The organism is Martelella alba, assembly GCF_005217455.1.
GTDB lineage: Bacteria > Pseudomonadota > Gammaproteobacteria > Enterobacterales > Enterobacteriaceae > Acerihabitans.
On record NZ_SZPQ01000041.1, the window covers coordinates 19,420 to 40,203 of the forward strand.

At 49.8% G+C, this 20,784-nt stretch carries 25 protein-coding genes; all 25 read left to right on the forward strand.

All coding sequences use genetic code 11. The features are described from left to right. On the forward strand, nucleotides 1-183 hold the full coding sequence (locus tag FCN80_RS21030; RefSeq protein WP_136992308.1) for a hypothetical protein: 183 nt from the start codon (nucleotides 1-3) through the stop codon (nucleotides 181-183). Then, nucleotides 184-1,635, forward strand: a complete 1,452-nt coding sequence (locus tag FCN80_RS21035) for a phage portal protein (RefSeq protein WP_136992309.1) — start codon at nucleotides 184-186, stop codon at nucleotides 1,633-1,635. It abuts the gene before it with no gap. A 66-nt stretch (nucleotides 1,636-1,701) separates the two neighbouring features. After that, nucleotides 1,702-2,280: a phage scaffolding protein gene (locus FCN80_RS21040; protein ID WP_170975479.1), complete on the forward strand. Its 579-nt coding sequence runs from the start codon at nucleotides 1,702-1,704 to the stop codon at nucleotides 2,278-2,280. An 80-nt stretch (nucleotides 2,281-2,360) separates the two neighbouring features. Next, nucleotides 2,361-3,722, forward strand: coding sequence for a DUF4043 domain-containing protein (locus FCN80_RS21045; RefSeq protein ID WP_136992311.1), 1,362 nt, complete (start codon nucleotides 2,361-2,363; stop codon nucleotides 3,720-3,722). 35 nt (nucleotides 3,723-3,757) lie between these two features. Further along, complete coding sequence (locus FCN80_RS21050) at nucleotides 3,758-3,970, forward strand: hypothetical protein (protein WP_136992312.1); 213 nt, start codon at nucleotides 3,758-3,760, stop codon at nucleotides 3,968-3,970. After that, nucleotides 3,970-4,371 (forward strand): hypothetical protein, encoded by a 402-nt coding sequence (locus FCN80_RS21055; protein ID WP_136992313.1) that lies wholly within the window; start codon nucleotides 3,970-3,972, stop codon nucleotides 4,369-4,371. The genes FCN80_RS21050 and FCN80_RS21055 overlap by 1 nt, the downstream gene beginning before the upstream one ends. Further along, entirely contained in the window at nucleotides 4,372-5,016 is a 645-nt protein-coding gene (locus tag FCN80_RS21060) for a hypothetical protein (RefSeq protein WP_136992314.1), read from the forward strand. A 1-nt stretch (nucleotide 5,017) separates the two neighbouring features. Next, nucleotides 5,018-5,833, forward strand: a complete 816-nt coding sequence (locus FCN80_RS21065; RefSeq protein ID WP_136992315.1) for a hypothetical protein — start codon at nucleotides 5,018-5,020, stop codon at nucleotides 5,831-5,833. Nucleotides 5,834-5,836: 3 nt separating this feature from the next. Beyond that, nucleotides 5,837-6,043, forward strand: coding sequence for a hypothetical protein (locus FCN80_RS21070; protein WP_136992316.1), 207 nt, complete (start codon nucleotides 5,837-5,839; stop codon nucleotides 6,041-6,043). Nucleotides 6,044-6,108: 65 nt separating this feature from the next. Beyond that, nucleotides 6,109-7,668, forward strand: a complete 1,560-nt coding sequence (locus FCN80_RS21075) for a phage tail protein (RefSeq protein ID WP_136992317.1) — start codon at nucleotides 6,109-6,111, stop codon at nucleotides 7,666-7,668. Between the two features lie 59 nt (nucleotides 7,669-7,727). Further along, nucleotides 7,728-8,159 carry a hypothetical protein gene (locus FCN80_RS21080; RefSeq protein ID WP_136992318.1) on the forward strand — a complete coding sequence of 144 codons (432 nt, stop codon included), beginning with the start codon at nucleotides 7,728-7,730 and terminating at the stop codon, nucleotides 8,157-8,159. Nucleotides 8,160-8,172: 13 nt separating this feature from the next. Beyond that, the gene (locus tag FCN80_RS21085) at nucleotides 8,173-8,547 is read left to right on the forward strand and encodes a hypothetical protein (RefSeq protein WP_136992319.1); all 375 of its coding nucleotides are present in this window, start codon (nucleotides 8,173-8,175) and stop codon (nucleotides 8,545-8,547) included. Between the two features lie 181 nt (nucleotides 8,548-8,728). Beyond that, complete coding sequence (locus FCN80_RS21090) at nucleotides 8,729-9,166, forward strand: phage virion morphogenesis protein (RefSeq protein WP_136992320.1); 438 nt, start codon at nucleotides 8,729-8,731, stop codon at nucleotides 9,164-9,166. A gap of 548 nt (nucleotides 9,167-9,714) precedes the next feature. Beyond that, complete coding sequence (locus FCN80_RS21095; RefSeq protein WP_230492835.1) at nucleotides 9,715-9,915, forward strand: hypothetical protein; 201 nt, start codon at nucleotides 9,715-9,717, stop codon at nucleotides 9,913-9,915. An 8-nt stretch (nucleotides 9,916-9,923) separates the two neighbouring features. Beyond that, nucleotides 9,924-10,766, forward strand: a complete 843-nt coding sequence (locus FCN80_RS21100) for a hypothetical protein (protein WP_136992321.1) — start codon at nucleotides 9,924-9,926, stop codon at nucleotides 10,764-10,766. Nucleotides 10,767-11,254: 488 nt separating this feature from the next. Beyond that, the gene (locus FCN80_RS21110; RefSeq protein ID WP_136992323.1) at nucleotides 11,255-11,533 is read left to right on the forward strand and encodes a hypothetical protein; all 279 of its coding nucleotides are present in this window, start codon (nucleotides 11,255-11,257) and stop codon (nucleotides 11,531-11,533) included. Nucleotides 11,534-11,632: 99 nt separating this feature from the next. After that, the gene (locus tag FCN80_RS21115) at nucleotides 11,633-12,235 is read left to right on the forward strand and encodes a hypothetical protein (RefSeq protein ID WP_136992324.1); all 603 of its coding nucleotides are present in this window, start codon (nucleotides 11,633-11,635) and stop codon (nucleotides 12,233-12,235) included. Between the two features lie 70 nt (nucleotides 12,236-12,305). Beyond that, nucleotides 12,306-14,600 (forward strand): hypothetical protein, encoded by a 2,295-nt coding sequence (locus FCN80_RS21120; RefSeq protein WP_136992325.1) that lies wholly within the window; start codon nucleotides 12,306-12,308, stop codon nucleotides 14,598-14,600. A gap of 3 nt (nucleotides 14,601-14,603) precedes the next feature. Beyond that, the gene (locus FCN80_RS21125; protein WP_136992326.1) at nucleotides 14,604-15,608 is read left to right on the forward strand and encodes a hypothetical protein; all 1,005 of its coding nucleotides are present in this window, start codon (nucleotides 14,604-14,606) and stop codon (nucleotides 15,606-15,608) included. Next, nucleotides 15,609-16,736 carry a phage late control D family protein gene (locus FCN80_RS21130; RefSeq protein WP_136992327.1) on the forward strand — a complete coding sequence of 376 codons (1,128 nt, stop codon included), beginning with the start codon at nucleotides 15,609-15,611 and terminating at the stop codon, nucleotides 16,734-16,736. Continuing rightward, nucleotides 16,733-17,359 carry a baseplate assembly protein gene (locus FCN80_RS21135; protein ID WP_136992328.1) on the forward strand — a complete coding sequence of 209 codons (627 nt, stop codon included), beginning with the start codon at nucleotides 16,733-16,735 and terminating at the stop codon, nucleotides 17,357-17,359. Before FCN80_RS21130 ends, FCN80_RS21135 begins: the two co-directional genes overlap by 4 nt. Nucleotides 17,360-17,373: 14 nt before the next feature. Next, the gene (locus tag FCN80_RS21140; protein ID WP_136992329.1) at nucleotides 17,374-17,739 is read left to right on the forward strand and encodes a reverse transcriptase family protein; all 366 of its coding nucleotides are present in this window, start codon (nucleotides 17,374-17,376) and stop codon (nucleotides 17,737-17,739) included. Then, on the forward strand, nucleotides 17,739-18,866 hold the full coding sequence (locus FCN80_RS21145) for a baseplate J/gp47 family protein (RefSeq protein WP_136992330.1): 1,128 nt from the start codon (nucleotides 17,739-17,741) through the stop codon (nucleotides 18,864-18,866). Before FCN80_RS21140 ends, FCN80_RS21145 begins: the two co-directional genes overlap by 1 nt. Before the next feature lie 3 nt (nucleotides 18,867-18,869). Continuing rightward, nucleotides 18,870-19,595: a hypothetical protein gene (locus tag FCN80_RS21150; protein WP_230492836.1), complete on the forward strand. Its 726-nt coding sequence runs from the start codon at nucleotides 18,870-18,872 to the stop codon at nucleotides 19,593-19,595. A 71-nt stretch (nucleotides 19,596-19,666) separates the two neighbouring features. Beyond that, nucleotides 19,667-20,784, forward strand: a 1,118-nt coding sequence (locus FCN80_RS21155) for a phage tail protein (RefSeq protein WP_136992332.1), incomplete at its 3' end; no start/stop codon positions are given.

Consider the following 20,784-nt stretch of genomic DNA (forward strand, 5'->3'; position numbering starts at 1 on the left):
ATGGCAATTAATATCAAACCCTCTCATGAGGGCATGTTACATCACGCACTCGGAATTCCGGAAGGGCAGAAAATTCCGGTAAAAAAATTGGAGCAGGCAAAAAAATCTTTCGATCCACACATGCGGGAAATGGCAACCTTTGCTCTCAATGCACGCGGTTTTGTTCACAAAGGCAAAAAATAAATGTTCAGGACGATTCAGGAAACGTGGGCGAAAGATAAAGACATGCCGGAGCGTTCCTGGCGTCTGATGGTGTTACGCAAGGTACTCAATGGCCAGCTTTACGACAACATAAAAAACGATTTTAGCAAAGAGGCGAATAATGTAGGGGAATACATTCCATTGCGTCAGCGCCGCCCATCCGTACGCTCTAATCTGTGTCGCACGGTTGTAGATGACAGCGTTTCATTACTTTTTGGTGAAGATCACTTCCCCGTTATTGATGTGAGAGACCAGAAGTCTAAAGAAAATCTCACTCTTTTGATTAAAGAAGTCAGACTGAATGAAGTAATGATAGATGCGGCCACAAAGGGGTCGGTTGGATCTGTCGCTATTTTATTCACTGTCATTAAAGAGAGAGTATTTCTTCGCGTTTTGGAAACGGAATATCTGACGCCAATATTTGATCCTGATGCTCCGGACACGTTAAAGAGTGTCAGGGAGCAATACAAGGTCGCTGGTAGCGATTTGAAAAAAATTGGTTATAGCGTAGCACCAGATGAGGAAGGTGCTGATTTCTGGTTCAGGCGCGAGTGGAATTCACAACAAGAGGCATGGTATTCACCGGCTAAAGTTTCCTATGGAGAGCCGACTGAAATCGACAAAGCCAAAACGGTAACGCATAACCTTGGTTTTGTGCCAGTTGTATGGATTAAAAATTTACCGGGTGGCAATGATATCGACGGCACGCCAACCATGTGCGATGAGTCGATAGATTGTCAGATAGAGATTGACTATCAACTTTCCCAGGTGGGACGTGGTCTCAAATTCATGTCTGACCCAACGCTCGTGCTTAAACAGGATGAGGCGGCACAAGGGGGACAGCCTATCGTTAAGGGAGCCAACAATGCTCTCGTTGTCCCTCCTGGTGGCGATGCAAAACTGCTTGAGATTAATGGTGGCGCATCAGAGGCGGTTATTTCTTATGTCAAACATCTGCGAGAAATCGCATTGGAAAACATGCATGGCAATAAAGCCAGCAATGAGAAAATAGCCGCCGCTCAGTCTGGCCGCGCTATGGAAATTATGAACCAAGCGCTCATTTGGTTAGCCGACCGGCTTTCTATAAGTTATGGCGAGGGTGCCATCATTGAACTTATTGGCATGATTTTCCAAGCGTCACGAAAAATTAAGCTCAAATTCAAGGATGGTTCAGAGGTCGGTGAGTTTGCTGATAGCTTAACACCTGTACTTATCTGGCCTCCATGGTACACCGCTACCGCGCAGGACATCATGAACACCGCGAGCACTCTCGTTCGCCTTGTCGATTCCGGCTTGCTCACGCGTCTTACCGCTATCAAAGCCCTGGCGGCTCAATTTGATATCGAAAACGCAGAGGCAGAATCGAAAATGGCCTTTGCTGAATTGCTAGCACGGAATACTCCGGCGCAAGTTAAGGCAAATATCAATGAATAATCGGGACTGGTTCCCGTCTAAATATACCTGCTTGACGCGGGTTATTATTATCTGGAGATGACCCTGATGGTTGATATTATTAGTCCGCAAAATCCTGAACCGACGCCGAATCCGTCCCCGACTCCTACGCCTCAGCCGGCACCCGCTAAGTCACAACCACCGGAAGAAAAGACGCATTTTTCATTGGAATATGTTCAAGAGCTTCGAGCGGAAAATGCAAAATATCGGCATAGCGCAAAAGAAGCGCGTGAACATGCTGATCAGGCAGAACAGTCCGCGCAGAAAGCGAAACAGGATGCTCAAGATAGCATTACCCAAGCGCAGAAAACGGCAAATGACCGAATTATCCGAGCTGAGCTTAAGGCTGTGGCTATAAAAGCCGGAATGGTTGATCTCGATGGTTTGAAGTTGGCTGATTTATCAACCGTTGTACTTGATGAAAACGGCGATGTCAAAGGGGCTGAAGAATTGATGAACAAACTCAAAGAATCGAAACCCTACTTATTCGCTGAGCCGAAAAAAACGACCACTGTAACCGATCCCGTACCGCCCAAAGGCGAACCGAAAAAATTTAATGCGAAAACCGCCACTGACGAAGAACGTGCGGCGGAAGCGAAACGCCTCGGCATCAAAATCAAACTCTGAGGGCGCCTTGGCGCCAATACCCTGTGAGTCCAGACGACGAAGGGAAATGACAAAAATTCTCAATCGTAAGGACAAATATAATGGCTGTTAATAATCTTCCATCAGCTCTCCAGAGTGTTATCCAGACCGGCTTTCTTGAGCATCAGTTTGGACTGCCTCTCAGAGCTATACTCGGTTTCCGCGCTATTGCAGATCGCGAGGATTTCACTGCAAATATCGGGGAAACCATTACCAAAACGCGTACCGGTTTGTTGCCGGCGATCACGACCGCTATGGCTCCGGCTGCTAATAGCGATATCACTAGCGGGCTGACGCCGCAAAATTATTCGGTAGAGCAATACATCCTGACTATCGCTCAGTATGCCGCCAACATGCAATTGAATGTTGCTACGCAGCGCGTAGCTATCGCGGATTTGTTCTTGCGAAATGCTTATGCGTTGGGTGAACAGGCATTCCGTTCAATCGATGCGTTGGCGCAAAGGGCTTTGTACAATGTTTATATGGGGGGTAATTCTCGCGTAACGACCACTCTGGGTTCTGCCGGCACGTCGATTGCCGTCGATGATATTCGTGGTTTTCAAACTACGCTGAATAGCGCCGGTGAGGTCGTAACTGTTTCATCCGGCAATCCGGTAACGGTAACCGTTGGCGCTGTTGCATATTCTCTGACTGGGTATGCCGCAGACGCAACCAACGTTTCTACTACGCCGGGTGGTGTGTCGGGTACGTTGACGTTCTCTGGTAATGTGGATGTGGCAGACGGTACCGCCGGCAACGCTGTTGTTTCCGCAGTAGCGCCGTTTATCATTCGTCCCAGCCTGTCTGCCAGCAATGTGATGGCCGCAACCACCGCCGCAATCAGCTCAGCCAACGATATCAACAACGGCAAGTTGACCATGCAGATGATCCTGAACGCCAAAGCCACCATGGCTGCCAACGGCGTTCCCCCTGTTGATGCGACTGGTATGTATGTTTTGTATTGCGACCCGCTGCAAGCCACGGGTCTCTATCAGGACCCGGCATTCCAGTATTTCTTCCGTGGTCAAATCCAGTCGGAAGAGTACAAACGCGGTATCGTCGCAGAACTGTTGGGCGTCCGCATTCAGGAAACCAACATGAACCCGGTTCAGACGCTGGCGAGTGTTGGCGTTGTTCGTCGCGCTGTATTGTGCGGGCAAGGGGCGCTTGTTGAAGGCGTATTCACTGATGAGGCATACGCTGCCGCATCGGAAGCTGATGATAACGATGGCTCAATTATCGTTGTTGATGGCATCGCGCATGTAACTCGCGAGCCTCTGGATGCATTGAAACAGGTCGTTACTCAGTCCTGGTCGTACATCGGTGGTTTTGTTGCTCCCTCTGACACTACCGCGAATCCGAATACCATCCCGACCGCGACTAACTCTGCGTTTAAGCGTGCGATTATACTGGAATCTTTGTAATCAAGTGGAGGGCGCAAGCCCTCCTGGATGGATTTATGCCGAGAAAAAAAGAAGAAATTGCGCCTGAGAATGGGGAAATAATATCCGAGGATAAAGATTTTCCAAACAAATGGGTGCTTGCTAAAAATTTCGGCCTTATCACCCACGGGCGAAATCATCGATTCTTTGAGGCAGGTACAGAATTCAATGAGGGCGATGAATTAATCGGCCAGTTGATCAGGCAAGGTGCGAAATTGGAGAAAAAATAATGGCATTCACTCCGTATGCGTTTACCGATGCTCAGGTTGTCGATATCCGGCGTTATTGTGGCTATCCAGCATATGGAGATGGGGCTGTTGTTTTCCCGTATCCTTGGATTATGCGGCAATACCTCGCGTTGGAGTACAGATTACAACACATGAGCGACAGCGAAGGCGCGGTGATCGTTAATACCTATCTCACGAACTTAAACACATTGGAAAATGCCATTCCAACGACGAGTGATAATCTCGACACGGATAAGGCGGCAGTGTGGACGCACAATAAAGACGAACAGCGTGACCGGGATAAGCTATTTGATTCATGGCGTTTGCGGCTATGTAATTTTTTAGGTGTTCCGCCTGGGCCTAATTTTGGTTCGAATAAGTGTTGCGTTTCCATGGTGGTATAAATGGACGGAACAAAAATACAACAAAAGGTCTATGCTGGTTATGCTAAAGCAGCTCGCGTCATCGGCACAACATATCAGCATTATCGACCAACATCGGCAACTAATCCGATCTCAACCGCTACCCAAATGGCGAGCCTGCAAGTCAGTTTGAATGCAGATGATCCGACCTATGCAAGACCGAATATCTACGGCAAAGCAACGTGGTACGCCATCATGGACGGATCACAGATTCAGGTCGGTGATTATATTGTTGGTATCGAGGGAACGTTGTTTGTCGCAGCGATTCAGCAGCTTTTGCCGATATTCATGGTCGACTGCAACCGGACGATTACTATCCTGCGTCCTGGTATGGATTCTGGCGTGGGTGAGATTGGCTATGGCGGTGATAATGCGGACAATGAAGTTGCGTTAATGACCGCCTGGCCCGCTAGCATGTTGCAAGGAACGAAAGGCGAGAAAAACGATGTCAATCTACCTGGAGATGTCCGCACCCCATGGTGGGCTGTGATATTACCGGCATGGTCCGGTGTAACGTTGCGAACTTCGGATATCATTAACGACGATTTAGGGCGGCGTTATGTCATTTCCAGCGCGGAATTGACTGAAATGGGCTGGCGATTAACCGCTATGCAAGCGATGGTGTGATATGCCTGATTTATCGGAAGTGCAAATGGTCCTCGTTGGCTCGATAGCGGCCACACTTTACCCCAACGGGACATCACAGCCGAGCATCGCGAATGCCAATATCAAGGTTTACCCTGGCTGGCCGGTGCCGAATGTCCTCGAAAACGATATCACGGCGGGAGGCGCGCATGTTTCTGTTTTCGCATCGCCGACAGAGCGGAAAATACCGAATTATCTCGGCCGCGGTTATTACACGGTCAATCCTGGGGCGCCGACGATTACGGCCGATGTTTCCGGCAATATGGTTACGTTTGGCGGTACCGTTTCCGTTCCGCAAAATATCTATTTACTCATTGATGGTCAGGGTTATCACCACCCGGTACAAGCGGATGACACACTGACGATGATAGCCACCGCATTTTCTGCTTTAATTCCTTCCTCATCGAGCTATGGCGCTGTTTTGACGCTTCCGCCATCGCATAGCATCACCGCAAGAGTGGGGGGCGTAGGAACGGCGGCACGAGAGTTAAAACGGCAAGAAAAGGAGTTCATTGTTACTGTTTGGTCACCGACGCCGGCGCTACGAGACACAGTCGCCTTGGCGATTGATTCCGCCCTGGCTGAAAGCAGCGATATCGTTTTTGCTGATGGTTCCCACGGTATCAAATTGTATGCTAGGACATTCCAGACCGACCAGCTCGAAAAATACCAGCTTTACCGGCGTGATATCGTCTATAGCGTCCAGTACGCCACGACACAAATCATCTCCGCGCCGCAGGTTATTGCGCCGGTCCTCAACATCGAAACCCCAGTTGAAATCAAAAATATTCAGGAGTAACCCATGTCTGATATCACTGCCAGCACTGATACGGCAGCCGGTGTAACCGCATCAACCTCTGCCGCTAAGGCGGAAAGCCTGGGTTACATTCTGGTTGTGCGCCATCCCTTCGGCGATTATTCACGCGGTGCCGAAATTACCGACCCCGCGACCATTGAAGGGATTCTTTCCGGTGAGACCGCCTGCTACGTGATCAAACGCGCTGCATAAACCTCAATTTACCTCTGATAACAGAGCCCGCTTGATTGCGGGTTTTTCATTTTAGGAGCAGCTCTATGCCTGTTTATCAAACAGGAAGTTTAAACACGACTGCGCTCACCGCGCCGGATCTGTATGTGCAGATTATTGCGCCGAAAACCACTTATATTAACGGCATCGCGACCGATGGTTACGGCATCGTTGGTATCGCATCGTGGGGACCGGTTAACTCGCCGGTGAATATTGGCTCGCAGAGTGACCAGGCGCAATATCTCGGTTCGCCACAGGTTCGCAAATATGATTTGTCGTCTGCGGTTACCGTCGCTCTCCAGTTGGGTGCGCAGAACATCAAAGCGGTCCGCGTCACTGATGGTACGGATGTGGCCGCCAGCGCGGCATTGAAGGATACCGCCAGCACCCCCGTTACCGGTGCCACTCTGACGGCTATCTACTCCGGCACCCTGGGTAACACCATCCAGGCGTCGATTACCGCCGGCACCAAACAGAACACCTTCAAGTTGACCATCTATATGCCGGGTCAGTACGCGGAGATCTTCGACAATATCGCCGGTACCGGCGCGACGTTCTGGGCCAATCTGGTTAGCGCTGTAAATAACGGGCAGACCAGTGTTCGCGGCGCATCGCAACTGGCAATTGCTACGGTAGGGACCAGCACGGCAGCGCCGAATGTGTCCACTACCTATACGCTGGCCGGCGGTACCGATGGGGCTACCACCCTGACCGATAACACGTTGATTGGTACTGATGGTACCAGCACCACGCGCACAGGCATGTATGCGCTGCGCGGCACCAATTCCCAAGTGATCAATCTGGTTGACCTGACAACGTCAAGTTTATGGCCGACAATCGCAACGTTTGCCGCCTCCGAAGGTTCGTATGCCATCAGTCAGGCCTCAGCAGGTTCTACTTACTCGAGCGTGGCAACGGCGCTCAACACTGCCGGCGTTGATGATTGGCACCTGAAGGTCATGGTAGGCGATTGGGTCTACTGGTACGATGCCACGAACGGCGTTAACCGCATGATGGCGCCGGCGACGTTTGAGGCGCCGAATATTGCGTCCCGCTCGCCGCATATCTCGACGCTGAATAAACAAATCAGCACCATCATTGGCACGCAGCGGCAATTAGCTAATCAGCCCTATAGCCTGTCGGAAATCGGCAGCATCAATACCGCACGGCTCGACGTCATTACCAATCCATGCCCTGGGGGGAATTATTTCGGCTGCCGGTCTGGGCTGAATACCTGTTCTACCCAGACGCAAAACCGGGATACCTATACGCGCATGACGAACTACCTATCACTGACCATCGCGGCCAGCTTCGGGTATGTTGTCGGTCAAAACCAGACGGTAGATTTTCGGCGGGAGACAAAGAGCACGCTTGAATCGTTCCTCGATAATCTGGAAACGCAAGGCATGATCGGCGATCCGAATGGTGGGGCTGCCTTTAGTGTCAACCTGAGCGCCAGCAACAACCCAGATTCCCGCGTGGCCCTGGGTTACATGCAGGCTGATGTCCAAGTGAAATACCTTAACGAAGTCCGTTTCTTCTTGGTCAACCTCGAAGGCGGTGGCTCTGTCACCATCACCGTTTCGAACAGCGCGACCCTGTCGTAATCACACCTGACAACATGCATAGCCCTGGCGTTACAGGGCTTTAATTAGGAAAAATTATCATGTCTCAATCTGGTTACACTCTGGGCCGTGACTTCGCCATTGACCTCAACACCTCTTATGGCGTTATTCGCATACCAAAAATTACCAGCTTCGACGCGAAACCCAACATTAAGCGCCTCAACATCACCCTGTTGACGGGGCAGACGGATGAACTGCTTATCCCCGATAACTGGAACGGTACCATTGTGGCCGCTCGCCAGGGGCCAGTACTCGATAACTTCTGGGCGCAGTGGGAAGCCGATTATTACGCCGGTAACGCTCAATCGACGGGAACTATCACCGAAACGATAAACGAGCCTGACGGCAGCACTACCGTATGGCGCTATCAAAGCGTGCAATTTCATCTGTCTGACCCCGGCACCAAAACCGGTGATAAAGAAGTCAGTCAGACGCTGACATGGACCGCTCCCCGCCGTATCAAAGTCGCATAATTAAGGAATAAAAATGAAAGTCAAAATCAACGAGATTGATGACAGTCAGGTTACCGGCGCCGCTCCGGAAGTAAAGAAAAATGAAGTCATAGATAGCCGTGGGCGGGTGATTAAGGTACGCGATCTCGGACCGTTGGAGGAATCCAGGGTATTGTTGATCGTTGGCCCGCAGGCATCTGTAAATATGGCATATCTCAACGCCTATGTTTTCCCGGCGGCCAAAGTGGAATCAATCGACGGCGATCCCTATCCTATCCCGCAGACCCAGGCGCAAATTGATGCGGTTCTCAAAATATTAGGCAGGGAAGGGATGTCGGCTGTTCTCGACCTGATTTACCCGAAAGAATCTACTGACAATAACGCAGAGGATGCCGCCGCAAAAAACTAGCCCAGAACCCCAGGTTTCGCAGTCAATGCTGGTTGATGAAAAATGGGGTTCCGTTCGAAAAGCTTTTCCCTAGCGTCGATAATCTTCTCCCTCATGAACAATTCGCGATGTCTGTTGTTTTGAGCGAAATCGAGGGGAGTAAATTCAACTGGAACAAGATGGAATTTGAAGGTGGCGACTGATGGACTTAGAACAATTGGCAAGAGAATTCGCCACCGCGTCAATGACCATAAACCATCAACTCGAACTTGGCGTAAAAAAGTACGCCGAAGATGTTGAGGCAGCGGCCAAAGAAGAACTCGGTGTCTATCAGCCGGCAATAGGCCCATTCAATGCTTGGGATCCACTTGCTGAAAGCACCATGGACGATCGTGTAAACCAAGGCTATAACGCAAATGAGCCGCTTTTACGCAGTGGTGAACTTCGTGACAGTATCCAGCATGAGGTTATGGGGTTATCAGCCATCGTCGGGACTAAAAGCCAGATTGGTTACTGGCAAGAGGTGGGCACCGACAAGATACCGCCGCGGCCTTTCATCGGCCCGGCGTACATCCGCAAGATAGATACCTTGCTTGACGAGGTAGGCTACTGCGTCATGAGAAGCTTTAGAGCTGAGTAGCTCGCATTCGGACATGGACACCCAGGGTATCCTGCGGTGGATGTGTGCATGGGCAGATAGGCAAGGGTGGCCCGGGGACGTTGCATAAAATGCCATTTTTGTGATTTAGGTCAAAAACTGCATAAAGTGCAGCTTTAGTGAAAATAGCAAACTTAGCGCAACCTAAAGGGTAATTTAATGCCTAACTTCGGCGATCTTGCAAAGGCGGCTTTCATAACATCGCCGAACGTGTTGGTATTGTGGCATGTAGCACCTTGCTCAAATATGAGTAAAGGTAATACACTGCGTATAGATAGCGGCGGCTATTAGCGATAAGGACACTGATGACACATCATCACCGGTGACTTTTTGCCCTAAAGAATTCGCTTAAAGTGCTGACCAGGAGTCCGACATGAGAACTAAAGTTAGACGCTCGGTCCAAACGATCAAAATGCAGTTGTTTTAACTTCTTCGACATCGCTATAAGTATTGACTGCTATTCGTTTGACGATGTTGTAGCCACCCCGTGCGGGATGTATGATCTCGCACCCGCAGCATAGGAGGCGCTTATGCCAATGTCATTTGCATTGAAGATAGGTATCCAAGCAGGAAGCCCAACAGAGCGGCTGGCGCGGGTACTTAAAGAAAACAAAGGCCGTTACAATATCAGCAAAGATGGCTTTATTTCCATCAATATGGACAATGCGGATGTGCAGGATGCAATCAAGAGGCAGGTTTCAAAACTCGTGGATATCAAGGAACGAAGTTAATCGCCTAGATGAATACCGTACTATTAGTAGTGATTCTGATTAGTGGATACATCTATGTAACCCTATCATTATCAGCAAGATACATATTCAAGCGTTCCACGGGTTGGGACGCTTATTTTTTTGTTGCAGCTTGGGGCACGTTCTTTGTCACCTTGTCATGGGGTATTTGCTCACTCTTGAGTGTTCTAGGCTTTTTTCGCTGGGCTATTAATGATTTTCTGCATTTACTCAGCCTAAGGACAGATGTTTTTCAACGTATATTCCCTATCTCAACTGATGACGCGGCACGGTATAAGGACTTAAAGTTCGCATTTTGGGGCGTTTTGTCATTATTGCTTGCGTGTGCATCAGGAGCACTAAGAAAATGGCGGATAAAAGGTGGCACCCGGAGGATAGATGCCCTGGTGAAAGCTGTAGGCGATAACGCCCTGGAAAACTTGCTAATGGAAGCCTCTGTCAGGCAATTCCCGGTGATTATTACCTTAAAGTCTCGCAAATTTTATGTCGGTTTTATCCACTGCCCAGCCTTTGAACAAGGTGCCTCGGAATTTCTCGAATTACTACCATTACTCAGTGGATATCGTGACAAGGATGATCTGACGATCCATGTCACGACGAATTATCAAAAACATTACATAAATACTGGGATACAACAGGGAATCGCATCGCTTGATCTCAGTGATTTCAGAACACTTGTGCCTAAAGGTGAGATCGAGGGCATTTCCTTCTTTGATACTGACACTTATAGTAAATTCAAAGAAGAAGAAGAAAAAGATAAGGCCGAATCAAAGTCCTTGTCTGAAAACTTCATGCCTGCACCTGATCAGATTAAAAACCATCCAAACCATTAACTTAAAATATCTTGATGGCGATATTGCTGTCCTGCGACGAGTCGGGACACACAAGGAAATCGACAGAAAACCTTAGTCCCAAAATTGTGCTATTTTGTACCAAAAATGATTAACAATATGATAAGACAGTTTATTTACTCCGAAAAGACGTTTCGGCGGACATATGAAGATATGTCTGCCCTGATAATCTTTTCGGGGGTTGAAAATGCAAACAAGAAACCGCGCATATCGACGTCACCATATGCGCCGATTGAAGAATAAACGTAGTCGATATTCTAATGCTGGATATCATCTATCGGTAGGGGTTACGCGCTATTCTGTGGGTAGATGCTACACCACGCCATGCATGTGTTCGTGTTGGCTATGCGGCCATCAACGCCATCATTTCGGACCTAATATGCAAGAGCGCAGGGCAGAGTTGAAATATAAGGAATAATTATGAATTACTTCGCGGAGGACATTTTTTAGGTAACTTATAGGAGCCTAAAATGTCCATTAAGAACAGAGTCAAAGACCGCATGGCAGACGGAAAGATGCGGCCGCTGTACCGGGGTGAGAACGGCGTGATGACCAGTGAGTTTATCCCTTACTCTCGTAGACCAGTCAACTACAGCAGCAGCCCAGGGTGGTGGATCAGCTTGTTCATGAGCAAGCCGCGCCGGCGCAAGAACAAAGCGTTATGCCTCGCTATCCTTCAGGGGCGCCGTGATTGGGATGAAACGAGCTTCCCGCTCGGAAACAGCAAGCCGCACATCTATTACTGGTAACACCACAAACCTGCTCCGGCAGGTTTTTTGTGCTCCATTGCGTTCCTTTGCGTCTCACCAGTGATATGCTGTTGCGAAATGTAACGGTGAGGGGTGGCGATGAAAAGAATAGCGTTATTATTTGTTTTTATTACATATAGTCTATCGGCAGTTGCGGATAGTGACATTTTAGATGATTACATACCTGACAATTTATCTTCAATTCCTAAAGATGTATACGTTACGGCTCCAGTTAGTGCAGAAGAAGGGGCCGTAGGGACAAGTGACCAATTTGGATTGAAATTTGATAAATCAATATTTAAAAAATATCCAGATTTAAAAAAGATAAAGTTTGAACCTGATGAAAGCATGAAGCAAGATCGAGAAAGTTTAAACATCTATAAAAATGGTTTTTATAGGGCGCTTTATTTCTCTAAGCTAATAAATATAATAAATGGTGAAACACTTTTCGATTTCATAACTAAATGTGGCGTATTGAATAAAACTGCTAGCATCGCTGATAGGGGTGAGGCTGACTCAAATCAATTTACAATACAATACTTCGTAAATTTAAGAAGAGCTGATAATAATGAGATTGTCGGTGAGAGCATCTATTTTAATAGGGTTGGTAATAAATTTATTGCTGATAGAACCCCATTTGCATACTTTATGATTTCAGATGAGAATTTCATGAAAACATTCGGACTAAAATGCAATAAATAAACATTTAAATTAACTTCATAAACCCAATTAATTTATTGTGTTTTCTAATGTCAAAATTTCGGAGCTTTCAATGGACGTTCAAGCCTATAACGTAGCCGTTCGTATTGCGATGAACGACCAGATAAGCCGCGCCTTAGCGGCTGTCAGCAAAGACGCGCTTAAACTGCATGAACGTTTTGAGCAGATCACGAAAGACATTAAAGGCATTACTACCGCAGCAAATAAAGCCGCCGAGGCTCTCAGTAAAATGACAAGGGCGGGTAATGGCCAGTTTTCTGGCGCTACTCGCGACGCCAGGGCATACGCTGACGCGATGAACAGCGCCGCAAGAAGTGCCGGAGCAGTGGCGAGAGCGCATCAAGAAGCCGGTAGAGGTATGGTCGCCGCACCTTTGCTGCTTGGCTATGCTGGCGGGGCAGTGGGGCGTTCATCATCTTATCCGATGGTTTCGTACAATGGTGGTGGAAATATCCCGTCACCCTTGCTGCTCGGGAATGGCGGCGGCGGCAATCGCGGCGGCAATGGTGCGGCCAATTTCGCCGGTATCAACGGCTGGAATAACGGCGTGCCTCCTGGCGGATGGGGCCCCGGTGGAACCGGTGGTAATCCACCCCCTGGTGGCGCAGGTGGTAATGCTGGCGGTGGGCACGGCGGCCACGGAATGAGCTCTCATGATGCTGGCATGACGAATCTAATGACCGCTTATGCTGGATTCGAGTGGCTTAATTCAATCGCCGAAAAAGGGACCGACTACGAGCGTGAACTTGCTCGTTTGCGTCAGATGGGGCTTGATTCGGCACAACTCAACGAAGCAAAACGATATGTTGACGCCCATCCTATTGCCAACACATCACGCCTGGACCTAATGCGTATCTTCACTGATGCGCAGGGATCATTCCGTGAATCTGGCATGAAAGGTGGTAATGCGATGGACGCAGCTGAAATCATGATGCCGATTTTAGCGAAATATGAAGTAGCGTCTGGTGCCCTGAGTGATTCATCAAAGGCTGCCGCTAACTATAATATGCGTAATCTCAACAAAATTGTTGAAATTATGGGTGGCCTTAGCGATACCAAAAAGGCGCAAGCAATTGTTGATGCTGTTTTTAAAGCTTCTCAGGCAAGCGGGCGTCTTGTCGATGAAAACCAGCTAAAACAGTTTGTTGCTTATGGCAGCTCAGCAACGAACCATCAGGGTATCAGAGCAATAATGGGGGGATTAGAGCCGATCATTGCCGAAATGGGCGGCAGTACCACAGCGGTTGGTCTGCGTACCGCCTATACCCGTGTGAACGGGATGATGTCATTGCCTCCTAAACTTTTGCTACGGGAAATGAACCGTCTTGGAATGACGGACAAAACAGGGATGAAGCAAACTGATCGCCTGCATGAGTTGGAAGCAACTAACGTTGTAGGATATGCGGCCGAAATGATGAAGATTTATAGGGCGCATGGAATAACAAAAGACATCGATAGGGAAAGGGAAAACGCCATCATATTCGGCACGAACGGGGCTAAGATCTTTAACAGAATAATGGCCCAGATGGAGACTATCGATAAATCATTGGCCGCCTATGATGTTTCAAACGGGACAGATAAAACAATTTATGACCCAAACAACCATGTAATCTTGGCTAGGGCTGCGCTCGGTAAATCGTATGAAAATTTGGAGTTGGCACTTGCACAAAAAGGTGGCGTTCTTGAACGATTCACACATGGCATAGATATGTTATCGAACGGTATTGTAAAAATCACAAGTGCTATGGATGCACATCCGGAAATGACGCGTTATTTTACTGATGGAGCCATGATTGTTACTGGTTTGGCCGGCGCAAGCGGTGGGTTATGGGTTCTAAACCATGCCGCTGGGGCCGTAATTAAACCATTAGGATTGGTTGGGCGGGTAGTTTTAAGCTTGACTGGAGCGAATTCATTACCTCTTCTGGCTACGACTCTTGGCGGGCTGCCCGCAGTTATAACAGGAATTCTGACTGCCATTGCCGCCTTCTCGTTTTATAAAGTATGGGATTGGTATAAAAATGGCGAAATGAATCAGAATTTCAATACCATGACATCCTCCGGAACAAAGGGAGCGTCCGGTTTTAATATTCATAATCCAACGGCGGCCGATGAATATCGCCATCTAATAAATCCAAGCAGATACCCGGCTGCGCCCGTCCCTGGGAAAGCAGGGCAAACCATTCAAGTCAATAGCACTATCAATCTTGATGGCAAAAAGGTTGGTGAGGCGGTTACAAATCATCAAGCGAAAGAGGCAAACAAGCCGCAATCTGGTGTTTCTGGATTTGACAATTATTTATCTCCTCTTCTTTCTGGCATGAGTAGTTATCAATATTCGAGGTAACCAATGAACACTTTGACCTCGCTGCTTGCCAATGCATCCGGCATCGTATCGTTCGGGACTCAGGTTACCATCGGCGGGATCACGCTGGCCGGGTTTGAGATCCCCGAACGTATCGCGTTACCGGGCAAGCAGAAAGTCGTCATTCACCAGATGATCGGCGGCAAACGCGTTTTCGATGTGTTGGGTGTCGAATATGACGCTTTGACATGGTCGGGCATCATTAACGGCCCCAATGCGTCGAGCCGGGTGCAGTCGCTAGAGCTTATCCGGGACGCCGGTAAAGTCGTTACGCTGACCTGCGATGATTTCTCGTTTGACGGCATCATCACTTCATTCACCCCGGTATACGAATACGAATTCCGGCGCCCCTACAGCATCGAAATGGCGGTACTGAAGCGCAACGATGCGCCCGTCAAGGTTGATGCTCTGACAGGTGCGTTAACCGGACTGGTGAATAGCGATGTGGGCCAAGCGCTGGGGTTGGCTGACGTGATTGATATCGACTCGGTAACGGCTGCGGTAAAGAAGGTGCAGAGCGTCGTCAGTACGGTCAGCGATTTTGCCCACGCCACGGTTTCAACCATTCAGACCATTGTCGCGCCGATTGTGGCCGCACAAAATCTGGTGACGTCCTCGATTTCGTCGCTGGAAAGCAGTGCATTGCAAATCACGACATTGGGCGGTCTGGTGCCGGGGAACCCGATATCGAAAACCATCACCAACCTATTAACGCAGCGGGATTCACAAATTCAGCTTACCGGGCTCTATGCCCTCGGCAGTGTTCTGGGGCGGCTGTATAAAAACGTGAACTCCGGACAGACGGCTGACGGGGTGCAAACCATCACGCAATCCGGCGGCAGTTTATATCAGGTGGCGAGCGATCAGTATGGCGACCCGTCGCTATGGACCAGTATCGCGGCCGCCAATGACCTGACGGACCCGCAACTGACCGGCATCAACACACTGACTATTCCGGCTAACCCGGCGGCCACCACATCGAGCACCTAAATGGATGTCAATAACCCGATCATTACCCCGAACGCCCGCCAAATCAGCGGGCGTTGTCTTTTGAATGGCACCGAGGTTCCGTTTGTCTCGTTCGATGTTGAAAGCAACGCATTCAAGGGGGCAGGGACATTTAACCTCACCCTGGCGACATCATCGCTTCCGTCAACGATGGGCTTATTAAACTGGTGGGCAGTCCAGACCACGATAAAAGTGGAGTTGAAAGTATCGATCACCACCCAGTCGGGAACGGACGAGAAAAGCCTCATTGTCGGCAATATCGATAACTGGCAGTACGACCCGGCGCGGTTTGAAATCACCTGCGATGGGCGCGACTTCACTGCACTGCTGATTGATGCCAAATCGGTCGGCGAGTCGTTTAAAAACTTCACATCGAGCCAAATTGCGACCCAATTAGCCACCCGAAACGGCTTAACGCCGGTGGTGACCGCGACAACCGGCAGATATGGGGAATTTTACCAGATTGACTCGGCGCATCTCACCGGTGAACAGACAGATTGGGACCTGATCACAACCCTGGCCGGTATCGAGGGATATCAGGTTTATGTCGATGGCTACAATCTCCATTTCGAGCCGGTGACAGACCCGAAAACCGCAAACAATTATGTGATCCGCTACCAGCCGCCGGGAATGCTGGCCTATCCGCAATGCAACACTTCGGACGATTTGTCCTTTTCCAGGGCGCTGACCATTTCGAAGGGGGTCACCGTTCAGGTGTTGAGCTGGAACGCCAAGCGCAAATACAAGCAATTCGTCGCCAGCTATCCGAAATATGCCAAGGCCATTACGCCAGGGCAAAGCACGGCCAGGACGCAAGTTTATCGTGTTATTCGCAATGGATTGACGCCTGAAGCCGCATATGCAATGGCTCAATCGCTGTACAGCACTATCGTCCAGCATGAGATGAAAATGTCTTGCTCAACCGCCGGCGACAATTTACTGACGCCAACCACGATGATCCGCGTAGAAGGGACGCAAAGCCCATTTGACCAGCTTTATTACTGCGATTCTGTCCGGCGCACACTGAACTGGGATAGCGGATACACCATGACGATATCAGCAAAAAATCACTCGCCGGCATTGAACATCGATCAGGAGTTGCCAGATTGAGAGCACTACTCAACGCGATGACTCGCAATGCCGCTCAGGCACAAGCGGGAGTGGCGGGGCCACGCCAGGGCATTATTACCGCTTACGACCCTGACGTCTACGCTGTAAAAGTTCAGATTCAACCCACCGGGGAGGAAACTGGCTGGATCCCGCTTTCAACCGATTGGGTAGGCAATGGATGGGGATTAGCCGCGGGGCCAATGATTGGCGCTATCGTCGGGGTTGATTTTGACTCTGGACTGATGGGCGCGGGCATGGCGACGGGCCAGTATTACAATGACGTCGATCGCTGCCCTGGGCCGCCGTCCGGTGAATTCTGGCTCGTTCACAAAGATGGCGCATACATCAAGCTCACCAACGATAAAAAGGTCACGATCGTCGATGGTGCGGGCTCATCGCTGGTCATGAATGGCGATACCACTGGCGAAATGTCATTCGCTGGCGGACTGACCGTAAACGCCGATATGCAGATCAACGGAAACGTCACGGCATCGGGGGATATCTCCGACCAGAACGGAGAGAGAGGAACCGTACAGCATATCCGTGACGAATATAACGCCCATGGCCACCCTGGTGTGGAATCTGGCGACAGCACGACCGATACCCCGAACAATACCCTCTAATCTCGGACAACCCAATGGATGACCTTTATCACTATATCGGTAGCGATCTCAGCACATCGCCATCCGGTGACCTGCGCCCCGTATCCGACACCGAGAAGGGCAAGCAAAGAATTCTGAGGCGTTTACTGACAAACCCCGGGGATTACCTGTTTCACCCCGATTATGGGGCGGGCTTGGGGCAAAAAGTCGGTCAAAATCCCAATGTAGGCGAATGGACTGCGCTGATTAAGGGGCAAATGTTACTTGAGTCCTGCGTTGCCACCTCGCCGGCGCCAGTTATCACCCTCACCATTATCACCGGTGGCGTCAGCGTGAACATTTCCTACACCGACGCATTCACCAATCAGCCTGCAACTCTCTCTTTTGATGTCACGGAGTGATGATGGCGCTTAATATTAAAAGTTTCACAACGCTGGTCAGCGATCAGGTAACCGCTATCCAGGCAGCCTACAAAGGCTTGGTCGATTTAACGATAGGGAGCCTTATCCGCTCCGTGGCGGAAAGTAACGCAAGTGTCGTTCAGTGGATGCAGCAGCTTATCGTTACTTTGCTTGTTACTACGCGAGCGGCCACGTGTTCAGGAACAGATCTCGATTCCTGGCTGGCTGATTATGGATTTACCCGGCTGTCCGCCGTTCAGGCTACAGGGGCCGTTACATTCTCGCGTTTCACTGCCACATATCAAGCCCTTGTCCCAGTCGGAACGACAGTTACCACGACTGACGGATCGCAAACCTATACCGTCATAACCGACACGTCAAATCCGGCCTATGACGCGACGCAGCTCGGATATGTCATTGCCGCCGGCGTGCAAAGTATCACCGTACCAATCCAAGCCAATACGGCCGGCACGGCGGCCAACGCTACCGCCGGCACTATCTCGGTTATCAGCGGTTCCATTTCCTACGTGGACACTGTGAACAATGCCGATGCGCTGACGAATGGAGCTGAAGCTGAATCAGATGATGCGGCCAGAGCCCGATTTGTGCTTTGGGTCGCGTCTCTTTCAAAATCGACCAAAGCGGCCATCATCTACGCGCTGACCAGCATGCAGAGCGGCGTAACCTGTACGCTGACAGAAAACTATGATTACAGCGGCAATGCAAAACCGGGATATTTCTATGCCGTGGTAAACGATGGATCCGGCGCGCCAAACAGCGATTTTCTTGCATCCGCGGCTAATGCGATTGATGTCGTGAGGGGGTTCACAATCAATTTTGGCGTGTTTGGGCCAACGCTCATTACCGCCAATGTATCAATGGTCATCACAACCAGTTCCGCAGCGACGCATTCGGATATCGTCGCCCTGGTCCAGGCTGCAATTCAAAACTACATCTCAGGACTGACCCTTGGTGAATTACTTCCCTACACACAACTGGCAACGATTGCCTATGGGGCTAGCACCTATGTGACCAATGTCAGCAGCGTAACGCTGAATGGTGGAACATCAGATCTCGCGGCATCGGCCAAAGAGGTTATCAGCGTGGGTACAATCTCGGTGAGCTAAATCATGACAGGTGACCAATCAGACATGTATGCCCGTCTGCGGGCGTTGTTGCCCGCCGGATGGTTCGGGGATGACAATCCCATACTCGATGCGGTGCTGTATGGCTGCGCAAACTCGCTCTCCTGGGCGTACACGCTGTATGCCTATGCCGTTAGGCAGACCCGCATCAAAACGGCTACAGACGGCTTTCTGGACCTAATAGCGGCTGACTTTTTTGGGCAAGATGGGCTGCCCAGAGCCGCTAACCAGGGGGACGCGAGTTACCTCAACAAAATTGTCGTCAATATGTTTCGCGAGCGCGGGACCCGGAAATCTGTTTCCAGCGTTCTTTATGATCTCACCGGCCGTTATCCCCTTATCTTTGAGCCAGAACGGCCAGCGGATACAGGCGGCTATGGCGCTGGTGCAGGTTATCGTCTCGGCGGTGGGTATGGCTCCCTGCTCATGCCCTATCAGGCCTTTGTTACCGCTTATAGACCAGTAGGAACGGGGATCCCGAGCATTGCCGGTTACGGCATATCAACGAGCGGGTACAGCGTTGCCAACCAGGGTGAGTATGCATCACTGGATATGGTTCAAGGCGGTGTTACTGATACCGATATTTATGACGCAATTTCAAGCGTAAAAATGGAAGGAACTATTGCATGGACACGAATTCTCTCCAACCCTGAGCCTACGCCTACTCGAATTGGCGTGGATTACACAGTAGGCGAATCAATAGTTTATTAATCCAGCACCGTACAAGCAGAAAATAAATTAACCATACCCGGCCCCGCGCCGGGTTTTTAATGGGAAAAAACATGGCAGATCGCATTATTGTGTACCCGGGAGCTATCCCTCTCGAAACCGATATTCTATCAACGAATAAATTTTCGATGATTGGGCTCGCCAAACTGGCAGCCGCAATTATGGGCAGCACAACCTATCTGAATGGGTTGGCGTGTACTCCAACGAGCCCAGCATCCCTGTCGGTTAATGTTGCTCCGGGCGAAATTTACAGCTTACAGAACATCGATAATACCGCGTATTCGTCCATTGACGCTGACACCACGCACGCTATCCTGAAACAGGGCATACTGCTGGATGCCGTATCGCTAACGATGACGTCGCCGATTACCTCCGGGATGAGTGTCAATTACCTTGTCCAGATCGCCTATCAGGACACGGATAGTGATGCTGTGACGCTGCCTTATTATAATTCAGCCAACCCAACGCAAGCTTGGTCAGGGCCGAATAATTCGGGCGCAGCGCAAAACACGGTTCGTTCCGGTGTCTGTACGGTAGCACTGAAAACTGGTGTTACAGCAATCACTGGGACTCAGGTGACGCCTTCTCCTGATACAGGTTATGTCGGAGCCTATGTTATCACCGTGGCGTACGGACAGACGACCATTACAGCCGCCAATATTGCTCTGGCATCAAATGCACCTTTCTTGCCCAGTAATGGACTGGTTTCTGGGATACAATCTGGCGCACTGCTTTATGCTGCCGATACCGGCACCGCTAATGCCTATGCTGTTGCATACTCTCCAGCAATTACTGCATTAACTGATGGGGTGAAAGTCGTATTTAAGGCAAAAACGGCAAACACCGGTGCGTCGACATTTTCACCGAATGGATTGACCGCTTACCCTATTTATTCACACGCCAATCAGGCATTGCAGGGTGGGGAAATTGTCGCTAACGGATTGATTGAGGTTGAATGGAATTCGACGTTAACAGCTTGGGTTCTTTGTGGTAATTCTGGTGGCGCTTTGCCTGTCCTGGCAGCAACCAAAACAAATCAGGCGGTAAACTTAGGACAATTAAATACATCATTACCAATTGGAGTGCCTATACCATGGCCGACAGATACACCACCGACCGGATGGATAGCGATGGTTGGCCAGACAATTTCCCAGAGTGTTTATCCGGAATT

Bases quoted from the DNA above. Each gene is read 5' to 3' on its own strand.
- FCN80_RS21060 (WP_136992314.1), top strand. From the start codon at position 4,372: ATGGACGGAACAAAAATACAACAAAAGGTCTATGCTGGTTATGCTAAA.
- FCN80_RS21100 (WP_136992321.1), top strand. From the start codon at position 9,924: ATGAATACCGTACTATTAGTAGTGATTCTGATTAGTGGATACATCTAT.
- FCN80_RS21055 (WP_136992313.1), top strand. From the start codon at position 3,970: ATGGCATTCACTCCGTATGCGTTTACCGATGCTCAGGTTGTCGATATC.
- FCN80_RS21045 (WP_136992311.1), top strand. From the start codon at position 2,361: ATGGCTGTTAATAATCTTCCATCAGCTCTCCAGAGTGTTATCCAGACC.
- FCN80_RS21050 (WP_136992312.1), top strand. From the start codon at position 3,758: ATGCCGAGAAAAAAAGAAGAAATTGCGCCTGAGAATGGGGAAATAATA.
- FCN80_RS21035 (WP_136992309.1), top strand. From the start codon at position 184: ATGTTCAGGACGATTCAGGAAACGTGGGCGAAAGATAAAGACATGCCG.
- FCN80_RS21065 (WP_136992315.1), top strand. From the start codon at position 5,018: ATGCCTGATTTATCGGAAGTGCAAATGGTCCTCGTTGGCTCGATAGCG.
- FCN80_RS21075 (WP_136992317.1), top strand. From the start codon at position 6,109: ATGCCTGTTTATCAAACAGGAAGTTTAAACACGACTGCGCTCACCGCG.
- FCN80_RS21030 (WP_136992308.1), top strand. From the start codon at position 1: ATGGCAATTAATATCAAACCCTCTCATGAGGGCATGTTACATCACGCA.
- FCN80_RS21070 (WP_136992316.1), top strand. From the start codon at position 5,837: ATGTCTGATATCACTGCCAGCACTGATACGGCAGCCGGTGTAACCGCA.
- FCN80_RS21095 (WP_230492835.1), top strand. From the start codon at position 9,715: ATGCCAATGTCATTTGCATTGAAGATAGGTATCCAAGCAGGAAGCCCA.
- FCN80_RS21125 (WP_136992326.1), top strand. From the start codon at position 14,604: ATGAACACTTTGACCTCGCTGCTTGCCAATGCATCCGGCATCGTATCG.
- FCN80_RS21130 (WP_136992327.1), top strand. From the start codon at position 15,609: ATGGATGTCAATAACCCGATCATTACCCCGAACGCCCGCCAAATCAGC.
- FCN80_RS21140 (WP_136992329.1), top strand. From the start codon at position 17,374: ATGGATGACCTTTATCACTATATCGGTAGCGATCTCAGCACATCGCCA.
- FCN80_RS21085 (WP_136992319.1), top strand. From the start codon at position 8,173: ATGAAAGTCAAAATCAACGAGATTGATGACAGTCAGGTTACCGGCGCC.
- FCN80_RS21080 (WP_136992318.1), top strand. From the start codon at position 7,728: ATGTCTCAATCTGGTTACACTCTGGGCCGTGACTTCGCCATTGACCTC.
- FCN80_RS21040 (WP_170975479.1), top strand. From the start codon at position 1,702: ATGGTTGATATTATTAGTCCGCAAAATCCTGAACCGACGCCGAATCCG.
- FCN80_RS21115 (WP_136992324.1), top strand. From the start codon at position 11,633: ATGAAAAGAATAGCGTTATTATTTGTTTTTATTACATATAGTCTATCG.
- FCN80_RS21145 (WP_136992330.1), top strand. From the start codon at position 17,739: ATGATGGCGCTTAATATTAAAAGTTTCACAACGCTGGTCAGCGATCAG.
- FCN80_RS21120 (WP_136992325.1), top strand. From the start codon at position 12,306: ATGGACGTTCAAGCCTATAACGTAGCCGTTCGTATTGCGATGAACGAC.
- FCN80_RS21090 (WP_136992320.1), top strand. From the start codon at position 8,729: ATGGACTTAGAACAATTGGCAAGAGAATTCGCCACCGCGTCAATGACC.
- FCN80_RS21150 (WP_230492836.1), top strand. From the start codon at position 18,870: ATGACAGGTGACCAATCAGACATGTATGCCCGTCTGCGGGCGTTGTTG.
- FCN80_RS21110 (WP_136992323.1), top strand. From the start codon at position 11,255: ATGTCCATTAAGAACAGAGTCAAAGACCGCATGGCAGACGGAAAGATG.